This window comes from Neoaquamicrobium sediminum, assembly GCF_040970315.1.
GTDB classification, from domain to species: Bacteria; Pseudomonadota; Alphaproteobacteria; order Rhizobiales; family Rhizobiaceae; genus Aerobium; species Aerobium sediminum.
Map to the genome: position 1 here is coordinate 38,402 of NZ_JAZHFV010000009.1, position 11,482 is coordinate 49,883.

Annotated in this window: 12 protein-coding genes; 7 read left to right on the forward strand and 5 right to left on the reverse strand. The window is 61.8% G+C overall.

From position 1 onward, the window contains the following. Window positions 1–2: 2 nt before the first annotated feature. The gene (locus tag V1479_RS22455) at window positions 3–1,124 is read right to left on the reverse strand and encodes a DUF1217 domain-containing protein (RefSeq protein ID WP_368804830.1); all 1,122 of its coding nucleotides are present in this window, start codon (window positions 1,122–1,124) and stop codon (window positions 3–5) included. A 165-nt stretch (window positions 1,125–1,289) separates the two neighbouring features. Between V1479_RS22455 and motA the strand changes: the two genes are divergently transcribed. From motA to V1479_RS22485, 6 genes are all read left to right on the forward strand, one after another. Beyond that, window positions 1,290–2,165: a flagellar motor stator protein MotA gene (motA, locus tag V1479_RS22460; RefSeq protein WP_368804831.1), complete on the forward strand. Its 876-nt coding sequence runs from the start codon at window positions 1,290–1,292 to the stop codon at window positions 2,163–2,165. A gap of 10 nt (window positions 2,166–2,175) precedes the next feature. Then, a complete protein-coding gene (locus V1479_RS22465; RefSeq protein ID WP_173193136.1) occupies window positions 2,176–3,099 on the forward strand; it encodes a FliM/FliN family flagellar motor switch protein in 924 nt (307 codons plus the stop codon). A 193-nt stretch (window positions 3,100–3,292) separates the two neighbouring features. Then, a complete protein-coding gene (gene fliN, locus V1479_RS26180) occupies window positions 3,293–3,619 on the forward strand; it encodes a flagellar motor switch protein FliN (RefSeq protein ID WP_438620821.1) in 327 nt (108 codons plus the stop codon). A gap of 41 nt (window positions 3,620–3,660) precedes the next feature. Next, the gene (locus tag V1479_RS22475) at window positions 3,661–4,671 is read left to right on the forward strand and encodes a flagellar motor switch protein FliG (protein WP_368804833.1); all 1,011 of its coding nucleotides are present in this window, start codon (window positions 3,661–3,663) and stop codon (window positions 4,669–4,671) included. Window positions 4,672–4,702: 31 nt separating this feature from the next. Further along, window positions 4,703–5,794 carry a flagellar biosynthesis protein FlhB gene (flhB, locus tag V1479_RS22480; protein WP_173193142.1) on the forward strand — a complete coding sequence of 364 codons (1,092 nt, stop codon included), beginning with the start codon at window positions 4,703–4,705 and terminating at the stop codon, window positions 5,792–5,794. Continuing rightward, entirely contained in the window at window positions 5,791–6,231 is a 441-nt protein-coding gene (locus V1479_RS22485; RefSeq protein WP_173193144.1) for a BspJ family T4SS effector nucleomodulin, read from the forward strand. Before flhB ends, V1479_RS22485 begins: the two co-directional genes overlap by 4 nt. A gap of 2 nt (window positions 6,232–6,233) precedes the next feature. Here V1479_RS22485 and V1479_RS22490 read toward each other — a convergent pair whose 3' ends face one another. The 4 genes from V1479_RS22490 to V1479_RS22505 form a co-directional block, all read right to left on the reverse strand. After that, window positions 6,234–6,968 (reverse strand): helix-turn-helix transcriptional regulator, encoded by a 735-nt coding sequence (locus V1479_RS22490; RefSeq protein ID WP_368804834.1) that lies wholly within the window; start codon window positions 6,966–6,968, stop codon window positions 6,234–6,236. A 30-nt stretch (window positions 6,969–6,998) separates the two neighbouring features. Then, window positions 6,999–7,697 carry a helix-turn-helix transcriptional regulator gene (locus V1479_RS22495; RefSeq protein ID WP_368804835.1) on the reverse strand — a complete coding sequence of 233 codons (699 nt, stop codon included), beginning with the start codon at window positions 7,695–7,697 and terminating at the stop codon, window positions 6,999–7,001. 350 nt (window positions 7,698–8,047) lie between these two features. Next, on the reverse strand, window positions 8,048–8,839 hold the full coding sequence (locus V1479_RS22500; protein ID WP_368804836.1) for a polysaccharide deacetylase family protein: 792 nt from the start codon (window positions 8,837–8,839) through the stop codon (window positions 8,048–8,050). A gap of 48 nt (window positions 8,840–8,887) precedes the next feature. Further along, the gene (locus tag V1479_RS22505; protein ID WP_368804837.1) at window positions 8,888–10,309 is read right to left on the reverse strand and encodes an oligosaccharide flippase family protein; all 1,422 of its coding nucleotides are present in this window, start codon (window positions 10,307–10,309) and stop codon (window positions 8,888–8,890) included. Window positions 10,310–10,501: 192 nt separating this feature from the next. Here V1479_RS22505 and V1479_RS22510 point away from each other — a divergent pair, with 192 nt between their 5' ends. Next, a complete protein-coding gene (locus V1479_RS22510) occupies window positions 10,502–11,476 on the forward strand; it encodes a glycosyltransferase family 2 protein (RefSeq protein WP_368804838.1) in 975 nt (324 codons plus the stop codon). Window positions 11,477–11,482: the final 6 nt, after the last annotated feature.

Genomic DNA, 11,482 nt, shown 5'->3' on the forward strand with positions numbered 1-11,482 from the left:
TCCTATCGTTGCATCTTGGCGATCGCCATCATGGTGTCCATCGAGATGCCGAACTCCATCGGCTGGAACAGACTAACAAGCATGGACTCGGGCGACGTGGTCGGATTGTTGATTTCCCACATCGTCGCGAAGCGCTGCATGAGCTTGCCGAGTTTCTCGGGGTCCTGAAGATCCTTGAGATCGAGTTTAGACTCGATGAGCTTCGCCTGCTTGTCCACGTCGAGCTGGGCGACGGAGTCGGGCAGGCCGAGCAGGGTCCGCACTACCGTGCCTAGCGCCTTGTCGCCGAGAATCTGATAGGCGTTTGTGATCTCGCCTGCCTTGCGCTCGAAATAGAGTGCAAGCCGAACGCCTTCGTTCTGGACACCGGCATCCTCTTCCAGCTTCTGGCGGAGGAACTTGTCGACCGACGGCTGCAGCGCGGCGTTGTTGGTCGTCGCGTGCTCGCCCAGCCGCACGAAATCGAACGTCGCGACGAATTTCGCCCACTGCTCGTTCTCGTCCTTGTTCGCCGGGCTGTTCGGATCAGCCACGCCGCCTTCCAGCATCTTGCGTACCAACGCCTTGTCATCCAGGGCATCTTCGAGGTCGAAGGCGGACAAGGCGTAGGTCAGCAGCCGTTCGTTATCCTTGTGCAGGAACTGATCGATCGATTTCACGCTGCCGATGTTCTGGGCGTAGTTGGCGCTTTCCTGAACGTGGAATTCGGACGGCTGACCTTCGGAGGGCGTGTGCATGCCCAGATAGAGATCAATCACCGGGTGCTGGGCCAGCGTGTAGGTGGTCGCGAATTCGCCATAAGCTGCAAAGTTGAAGCTCTTGACGAACTCGGCGTAGCGCTTGTCGATCAGCTTGTTGGCGAAGCTTTCCGGGTCCGTGATGCCCTCTTCCAGCGCCTTGACCATGAAAGCCTTGGCATAGGTCATGTCTTCAAGGCCATGAGCCTTCATGGCGTAATTAAAAAGCCGAGGATTATCGACGAATTCCTTGATCGAACGAACCTTACCGATATTGGCGAGGTAGTATTCGGTATCTCTTTGCACCACCGGTTGCTTCTCGACGCGCTCAAGCGACTTGTCGAGATCACGGGTAATCAGGTTGTAACTCATATACGTATTGAGCACGCACGCCTCCATTCCACCGGATGGTCGGTCAGTAGATACCCACAAAATGCTTGCGCGAAGCTGAACGGCACCGGTTGCATGCGATGCACCTGCCCCCATTCAAGCTTCGCGCAAGCCCGGCACGATAGGCAGCAGAATGACAGCGCGCATGTAGAGGTGGACCCCGTGGGCATTCTGATCGGTTTTGTGGTGATCTTCGGCTGCGTCCTTGGCGGCTACATGGCCATGGGCGGGCATCTCGACGTGCTCATGCAGCCTTGGGAACTGGTCATCATCGGCGGCGCCGGTGTCGGCGCTTTTCTGATCGCCAACCCGGTGTCAACCGTAAAGGACTCCGGCAAGGCGATCATGGAAGCCTTTCGCCACCAGGTGCCGACCGAGCAGGACTATCTGGAGACGCTCGGCGTACTGCATAGCCTGATGCGCGAATTGCGTACGAAGTCGCGCAACGAAGTCGAAGCGCATATCGACAATCCGGACGAATCCTCGGTTTTCCAGGCATTTCCGCGCGTGCTTTCGAACCGCGACCTGACCAACTTCATCTGCGACTACTGCCGCATCATCATCATCGGCAACGCCCGTCCATTCGAGGTCGAGGCGCTGATGGACGAAGAAATCCACACCATCAAACATGACAAGCTGAAGTCGTATCATGCGCTGGTGGTGCTGGCCGACGCATTCCCCGCGCTGGGCATCTGCGCGGCCGTTCTGGGCGTGATCAAGGCCATGGGCGCCATCGACCAGTCGCCGGAAATCCTCGGCGGCCTCGTCGGCGCCGCTCTTGTCGGCACGTTCCTGGGCATCTTCCTCAACTACGCGGTGGTTGCGCCGATCGCTCAGAAGGTGAAGATCGTACGCGACAAGAAGAACCGGCTCTATGTCATCGTGAAGCAGACCCTGCTTGCATACATGAACGGCTCGCTGCCGCAGGTCGCCCTCGAGTTCGGTCGCAAGACCATCTCGGCTTACGACCGCCCGTCGATCGACGCGGTCGAGCAAAGCACCCTGCACGCCGCCGACGCGGCCAGAAACGCAGCTTAGAGGCGGTAGCGTGAACGACGTCGCGACAGCTCGCAATCCCATCGTCGAACGCCTGATCGGCGACACGGGAGAGCCCGACCACATCATCAAGGCGGCACGCGCGCTGGGCCTGCGGGCCCTGCCCGCAATCCGCCAGAGCCTCAACGAACAGGTCTCCTACCCGATTGAGATCGAAGTCGAGTCGGTTGCCTTGAGCCGCATGGCAGAAGCGCGCCGTGCAGACGTCGAAAACGACGCACTGGTCGTCGCGGCTTCCGCGACCTCTCCGGATGCGCTGATGCTGATCGCCGATGCCGGCGCTATCGCCCTTCTGGTAAGTGCGCTTTTCGGTGGCGATCCCGATATGCCGGTCACCCCTATCGATCGCGCCCTGACCTCAATCGAGCTCGAACTGGCCTCGGTGGTCTTCGAGGCAACAGCGAAGGCACTTAACGGTTCGGGCGTGCGCGCGCTTTCGATAAAGTTCCCGATGCCGTCCGCTATTTCCGGCAAGGACCTGAAAAAGCTTGTGATCCGCGACGGCCCCGCCGTCCGCATCGCCTTCACGCTCATCACGCCGTCCGGCGAGGGACGCTTCACGGTGATGATGCCGCAGCGCGTGTTGCTCCTGCACCGGGGCGACGCCGGCGCGGACCTGCCGCAGGAGCAGGAAGCGGAATGGAGCGCACGCTTCAGCGAGGAGGTCATGCGTTCGGGCGTTCGGGTTGAAGCGACAATCCCGCTTTCGCGCATGACGCTTGGCGAATTGTCGGAGCTGTTTGTTGGCCAGGTGCTGGAAATGCCGGAGACCGCACCGACAAGCGCACGGCTGTCGGCGCGCCGCAAGACGCTTTTCACCTGCGAGTTCGGCAAGATCGGCCAGAACTTCACGGTTCAGATCATAGAGCCCTACGACGCGGGCAAGGAATTCATCGCCGGGCTTGTGCCGCGCTGAGCCGCGGGATCGGTTGCCGAAACAAGCCTTCAAGGAGACGAACATGAACACATCCATCCCCGATTTCGACAAACTCGGCACGCTTGGTAATCCCGACGAGACTGCCGGCTTCGGCGAGGATCGCCAGGAAGAAGAGCTGAACAAGGCCATCGAGGAGCTGCGCGGCGTCCTCCACGATGAGGAAACTGTGGAAATGTCGGACCTGTCCGACGATAAAGCAGCGCCCGCGGCCCCGGCGCGCAGCGAGCGCGCGCCCAGCCAGAGCGGGAATACCAACATCATCATGAACATCCCTGTGGACGTTCAGATCGTGCTGGGTAGCGCCGAAATGCCGGTTTCGGAGCTGATGGCGCTTCAAAAGGGCTCTACCGTGGCGCTTGACCGCCGTATCGGCGAGCCGGTCGACGTTGTCGTCAACGGTCGCAAGATAGCCAGCGGTGAGATTACCGTCCTGGAAAACGACCCTTCACGTTTTGGCATCAAGCTCACGCAGATCATTGATACTGCCAAGCCCGGCTAAGCCGTTATAAACTCGGGTTGCGAATCGGGGACAGTGTCGGAATGAGCCTGGAAGGCAAGCTGACGAAGGCTCAGAAAGCCGCCGCCATCATGGTGGCCATGGGTAAGCCATCGGCTGGCCGGCTTCTGCGTTTTTTCAAGCATGAAGAACTGAAGGCGCTCATCGACGCAGCCCGCATGCTCCGCACGATTCCGCAGAGCGAGCTTGAGAACATCGTCGCCGAGTTCGAGGAAGAATTTACCGAAGGTGCCGGCCTGCTCGATTCCGGCGACCAGATGGACACGATCCTCAACGAATCGCTGTCGCCTGAGGAAATCAGCGCGCTGATGGGCTGGGGAAAGCCGTCGCTTATGAGCGACGAGGCGCCGCCGATCTGGCCCGACCTTGCAGAAATGCCGGCAGAACGGCTTGGCGCGCTGCTTGAAGGCGAGCACCCGCAGACGATCGCTATGGTGTTTTCCAATCTGGAGTCCCAGCCCGCGGCCAACGCGCTTTTGACCTTCGAGAAATCGATGCGGCGCGAGGTGCTTCGCCGCATGCTGTCAATGACCTCCGTCCAGCCTGCCGCCAAGCAGCTCGTCGAAAACCAGCTTCGCGTCCGCATCGCCGCCGATTCGACCGGCAAGGACGTTTCGGCAGGCCAGACCCGGGTTGCCAGCCTGCTCAACGAGCTCGACAAGACCGTGCTCGACGAACTCGTTTCGGATCTTGAGGAGAGCGGTGTCGAGGGCATCGAGGCCGTCAAGGCCCGGCTCTTCACCTTCGACGACATCGTCACGCTGGACCAGAAGGCCCGCGTTACCCTGTTCGACGGCATCTCGACGGAACTCGTCACCATGGCGCTTCGCGGCGCACCGCAGGACCTGGCCGAAGCCGTTCTGTCGGCGATCGGCGCCCGCTCGCGCCGCATGATCGAATCGGAGCTCACAATCGAATCCGATGCTGCAACGCCGGCGGAGATTGCAAAGGCGCGCAAGCGCATTGCTGCAACGGCGATCGGTCTCGCGGCGACCGGCGCGCTCGAACTCCCTGCAATGCAGAGCGCCGCCTGACCTCTTCGTCCTCTGCTGAACGGGTTGCTTGATGGCCGAACAGGCGGACAAGGAAAGCAAAACAGAAGAAGCCACGGAAAAGAAAATCCGTGATGCGGTCGAGAAGGGACAATTGCCCTTCGCCAAGGAGGTGCCCGTTGTCGGCTCGTTCCTGGCAATCCTGGTCTTCCTGATCTTCATCGCACAGTCGGGCGCGATCGAGCTTGCCGGTTTCCTGTCGATGTTCCTCGAGCGTCCCGAGAGCTGGTCACTGGCCACCGAACACGATGCGGTGCTTCTCTACCGCCAGGTATTCCTGGAAATCGCCAAGCTGCTGGCAAGCCTGATGGCGTTGCTGGTGGGAGCCGGCATCGCGGCATCGGTTTTCCAGAACGTGCCGCGCTTCGTGGGCGAACGTATCCAGCCCAAGCTCTCGCGCGTTTCACCCAAGGAAGGCTGGAGCAGGCTGTTCGGCCAGAAGGGACTGGCAGAATTTGCCAAGTCGCTGGGCAAGCTCGTCTTCGCCGGCGCGGTACTCGCCTTCACGATGCGAGACGCGCAGACGAGGCTCCTGGCCGGCATGATCACCCAGCCGGAAGCTTTCGGTGCGGTCATCCGCGAAATCGCAATCGAGATCGTGGTGGCGATAACCGTCATCATGGTCGTCATCGCCGCGGTCGACCTGCTGTGGACACGGTTCCACTGGCGGCAGGACCTGCGCATGACCAAGCAGGAGGTCAAGGACGAGATCAAGCAGGCTGAGGGCGATCCGATCATGCGCGCACGGCTGCGCTCGCTGCAACGCGACCGCGCCCGCCGTCGCATGATGGCCGACGTCCCGAAAGCCACGCTCGTCATCGCGAACCCCACGCACTTCTCGATAGCGCTGCGCTATGTGCGGGACGAAACGCCCGCTCCCGTCGTCGTTGCAAAGGGGCAGGATCTCGTAGCGTTGAAGATCAGGGAGATCGCGGAAGCACACGAAATCCCGATTTTCGAGGATGTGACGCTCGCCCGCTCCATGTACAATCAAGTTTCAGTGGATAGTGTGATTCCGCCTCAGTTCTATCAGGCGGTCGCCGAACTCGTTCGGGTCCTATACGCAAACAAGGCAGCCCCCGCTGCAGGCAGGGTGACGTCATGAACCGCCAGCCACATTCATCCACCCGCGAGATAATCGTGGCCAACGCCATCAAGGAGGTGGTGAGCGAACTGCGCCTTGTCGATGTGGGCGATTATATCGCCTATATCCGCCTTGAGCGGTTCGCCAGCGTGGCCGATCTCGTCGATTCCGCCGCGGAACTCTATTTCGAGCCCGGCACGGTGCGACTTGGCCACGGCGGGGAGGCCCACGCGAGTTGGAGCCATGCTCCCCGCATCGTCCTCGACCTCGAATTGCGGCCCATGGGCGTCACCGTCTATTTCGCGCTGACGATGACCGCCAAGCATGCGTCGGTCGAAGTCAACTACGTTTCGTTCGACAACGCCTCGCCCGATCCGCTGGAGAACAATGCGTTTCTCGAAGCCGCACTCGAACGCGCCCGGATCCGCAAAAGCGAGCCGGCGGTCGCGAGCAAATAGCTTCAGTCGATCAGGCCGCTGCGAAGCGCTTTGGCAACCGCATGAATGCGGTTGACGGCATTCAGCTTGTGCGTCGAATTGGTGAGATATTGGTTGGCCGTATGCACGGACAGACCGAGCGAAGACGCAATATCCTCACTGGTCATTCCGCTGGCTGTCAGCCGCAGGCATTCGATCTCGCGCTTGGATACCGGCAGGGCCTTGGCGCAGTCCTCGAGCCGCTGCTTGGCAACCTCGCCGAAAAGGGCGAAACAGCGCGCATGAACGTCGCATAAGCCGACTTCGTCGATCACGATGCTGTCGCCCGCGAAAGCGATCACACCGCTGCGCCCGTGCTCCAGCGAAACCGGAAACGCGATCCCGCAAGTGTCAGACTCTGTCGGGCTTTCAATCTCGTCCGCCCAGCAGCGCGCGCCAGCACTCGGAAAGGGCGGGGCCCCTGCGGGACGCCACCACAGCGGCACGGTCGACTGAGCGATCTGCCGCGCAAATGCGCCCGCTTCGCGTGCCGACAGGGCCTTGGAAAGAAACGAAACACCGGGAAAATCGCTGTCGAAAACCGGCGCCAGACGCCTGCTCTCGCCTTGGGGCGACAGGAACTGAAGGCTGAAGCTCTCGGCATTCATCGTGTCGGCGATCCTGCGACACACGCGCACGGCCTCCGGCAGGCCGGTCACGGGCTGCGGGCTCCATTCCGCCGGCAGGCTCCAGCCGGTCAGCTTTTCTTCGTCAAACATTCGTGCTCCCCCGAGCCCTGACCGCAGCCATCAGATGATCCCGCTTCTGATTGCAGTGGCGATCGCCATTGCGCGATTGCTGGCGCCAAATTTCTGGATCGCGTGCGCAACGTAGCTGTTCACGGTATTGGACGACACGCCGAGGATCACCGCGACCTCGTCGGTCGTCTTTCCCTGAGACACCCAGGCGAGGCATTCGCGCTCGCGCTCGGACAGCGGGTCGCGGGAGGCGCGACTGCCTGTGGCCGTGAAGAATTGGTTGAGCGCGTAGCAGCAGGCCATGTGGGCACGCGCCAGCGCTGCCGCATTGATGCCATGTCGGGTCTCCCCCGAAAACAGGGCGAAGATGCGCGTGCCGCCCGCGTCGAGCTTCTGACAATAGAGCTCGGCATGACCGTGGTCTCGCAGGGCGCGCCTTTCCTCGGATGACAGAAACGTGGCCTCGGCGGTCACGATGGCACGCGGCTGCATGCCCGGACCCGTTGCATTGCCGCTCTCGATGACGGCGGCGATGCCTTCCGTGCCCAAATCTTCGAGCGCGTCGAATATCCAGTTTGAGGTGATGATGCGGACGGATTTCGGCCCCCGCTCCACGGACGGCTCGACCAGCATGTAGAGGTCAGCGCAGATCTCGCTACAGGTGCGTCGCATAAACCGCGCAAGCCCCGCACGCGACGTCACCGGTCCTGGTGCGTCCTGCGTCGTCTGAATCGGGGCGGCCTGTGTCATCGGTCCGTCGGGTTGCCGGCCATCATGGCGCGGTGATTGTCGGAAACTCTCAAACGCAAGCGCGAATCCAGCTAACGCCCCGCGACATCGCGAGACCGCCCAGACAACGCTGTTACGGACAAACTCATTTCAGCGGCAGGAAAAAAGACCCGCACGACACGCCCTGGCAGAGCGGTCACAGCCTGAGGTCGGCACAGGAATCCCGGAAAACAACCGACGCCCTGAAGTGCGCCAATCCGCGAATCACTTTCGACCGCCCAAACCCGCTTACATGCAGAGTGATATGTATCCGATTGATTCGCGTCAAGATTCCGCAGCAGGGCGGCTTAACAAAATGCTTTAAGGATTCGTTAATGCGGCTTTTCAGTACCACCGGCGATCGCCATGGCTTCCCGCATCGGCGCCACCGTGCAGCCAGCGGCCAACACCCGCTCGACCGCCTGTGAAAGCAGGCGCGGCGAGCACCCATGCTCGCTCGGCCCCTCCTGCACATCGTGGGTATAGAACACCAGCCAGGCATTGCTGCGAACCGCTTCGCCGATGACTTCGTCGAGGCCTTTCTCATCGAGCCTGCAATCGTAGAGCTGGACGGCAAGAAGCTGCGCGCGGTCGGCTTTGCCTGTGTTGAGGCCGTGCCGCACGCCCCGGCTGTTGGCAAAGCGCCGGGCCGTCAGCGCCTTCTGCGAAAAGCCGACGGCGCCGTAAGGGTAGGCGAAGCTGACCGGCTCGGCGCGCGGATCGACGGCGGTCAGCCACTGCCTGTTACGGTCGAACTCCTCCGCAAGCCTGCGCGCATCGAGCGTCTGAACCACAGGGTGCGAGAAGGTGTGGCAGCCGACTTCGTGGCCACGGTCGAGGAGATAGGGCACATCGGAAGGCACGAAAAAGTTGTATGGCCCGAACGTCCCGCCGGCGAGGCCACCTGCCAGGTAGAACGTGCCACGACATCCCTGCTGCTCCAGGATGCGGGCGCCGTTGATGATAGCGCTATCGGGTACGTCATCGAAGGTGAAGCTTACCACCGGCCGGTCAAGCGATAGCTGCACCGGATACCGCCTGAGCCAGAGCGCCGCCGCCCGGTCGATCCGGCTCGGCAGATCGTGATTGGCTCCCTCGGCGAGAATGACCGGTCTCGCGTTCATCGCATCGTCTCCGTCCAAAGCGCCCGGATAATTTCGGGCATGTTCATGTCAGCGGGCAAAGGCAAGGACATGCCTCACCACCAGCCGCGCGGCAAAAAGGTCGTAGTACCAGAGCACCAGCCCTGCACTGCCCGAGATCAGGACCAGGTCGGTGACGATACGCACAAGATCCTGCTGGATCACGCTCGCCAGCGCGAGATGCGCAAGCCAAACGGCAAAGCCCGCGGTCGCGATCCAGACGATGTCCAGAAGCGGCACCGGCATGCGGAATGATGTGGTGCGCCAGAACATCACCACCGCACAGCTTGTGCACTGGCCCGCAATCAGGGCGATGGCCGCACCATGCTCGCGCATCTCGGGCACCAGCAGCGCCACAAGGATGACGGTGACGGCGAGTTGCAACGCGGAGGCGTAGAACTGTAGCAGTCCTGACGGCAGGAAGTAGACGATCTGACCGAAATAATAGGTGCGGAAGACAAGGATAGAGCTCGCGACCAGCAGCAGGGGCAGCAGTTCCTTGGCGGATGCATGGAATTGCGCGCCGAAGAAGACCGCAATGATCGTGTCCTGCAATGCGAGCACGAGAACCGACCCGAATACGGTTATGACGGCGATGGTACGCATCGCCTCGTTGAGCGCCCGTTTGACATCGCCGTGGCGCCCCTCCGATGCCGCCCGCTTGGCGAGTGTCACCAGTGAAAGCGCGACCACTTCGCCGAATACGAAGAAGCCCTGCTTGAGGAAATCGGCCATCGCTCCATACGGACCGATACTGGCCGAGCCGTAGAAATGACCGAGCGCGAGGCGATCGACGTTCTGGGCAAGCGCCCACGTGCCGCCCGCCAGCATGAGCGGCCAGCCGTAGCGCAGAAGCTCGATCACAGTCTCTCGCCGGAAGCCGCGAAAGAGCTCGCGCCGATAGGTGATGAACATGGGAACCGCGGAGATGAGGTAGGCGCTTGCGACCGCAATGGGCAACGCCACCGCCTCGTCGGCAAAAAGCGTCAAGGCCGCGCTGCCCAGGCCCACGGTCAATATGGACCGCAACATCGTGGCAGTCGCCGACAGGGCGGGTGTCATGCGCGTGCGCGGCACGGTGACCGCGAATTCGTGGATAGCAAGCCCGGCCGTCATCATGAACAACGCCAGCGCGAAGGTCGGCGTCAACGTGCCTTGCCATATAAGGAATGCCATCGGCGTTGCGACAATGGTGAGCGACGTCAGCTTCATCGCCAGCGCGCTCGAGATATAGCGAATGCGCGCCGTCTCGCGAAAACGGGCGAAGAATGCCTCGTCGATCCAGAACGTCATCGTACCGTGGAGGATGAACGACCATGCGAGCACGAGCAGATAGGTGCCGTATGTCTCGACGCCGCCAAGACGCGTAAAGACCGCAACGGCAAGCAGGTTCAAGCTTGCCGAGGCGATCCTCGATCCCAGAAATACGAGCATGCCGTTCTTGTGGTGCATCAGCCGCCCAGACGATCCTTCCGCGTTCCGTCACAGCATCGAAAGCAAGCGGCGTGCCGTTTGCCCGCTCCGGCCACAACATCCCCGCCTCGCCCGCCTGACCGCCTATTGGCCCATGACTTGCACAGCTCAGGACAACGAGCACGGCACGGTATCCCATGTGTCGTTTCGAAACAGTGTGGAGTTCAATTCGTGGACAGGCAGGCGGCGCAGAACCTGAATCGGGACAAGTCCTCCGTGGCGATGGCGGCGCGGTCGGGACTGATCAGCGTCGTCATTCCCATGCACAATGCCGCGCCCTTCATAACCGAAACCATTGCCAGCGTTCTGGCGCAGGGCGATTGCGTCCGCGAGGTGATCGTCGTCGACGACGGCTCGTCCGACGGCAGCGGCGAGGTGGCAGCGGCTTCTGGCGACCCGCGCGTCCGCGTGATCACCATGAAGTATTCCGTCGGCGTATCGGCAGCACGCAACATCGGTGTGCGAGAAACGTCCGGCGAATGGCTCTACTTCATCGACGCCGACGACCTCGCGCGTCCTGGCGCCCTGGATGAACTCCTGAATGCCGCCGGCACGAAACCCGATGTCGGCCTCGTTTATGGGGACTACGACCGGATTCGCCAGGACGGTGCTTCTGCCGGCAATCGCCGCCATTTCATGGCGATGCGCCGTAAGCCTACGGGCGACGTGCTGGAAAGCATCGTCCAGAAGAACTGCATGGTGGTCGGCGCACAGATCGTCAGGCGCGAAATATTCGATGCCTGCGGCGGCTTCGACGAGACCCTGAGAAAGCTCGAGGACTGGCACTTCTGGTGCCTGGCCGCCGCACGCACCGAGTTCCTGTTCGTGCCGGGCCTTTACGTCATGAGCTACCGTGTCCACGAAACCAGCACGATGCACACCCGCCTGCTGCCGTTCGACGCGGTCAGGCCGGGCATCGAAGCCGTCTATAGCGATCCGTCGATCACGGCGCGGCTGGATGCCAAGCGGCTGGCCGGCTTCCGGCGCAGCACAGAGGCGGCAATGTTGAGCTATCTCGCTTCGGTTGCGGTGCGCCTCGGCACCTACCGCGCGGGGCTGGCGATGATTTTTCATTCGATCCGGCGCGACCCGGCGCGCGGCCCGCGGGCCATGGCGCAGTTCGCCGGTGCATTCGTGGGACTTTAGACAGAA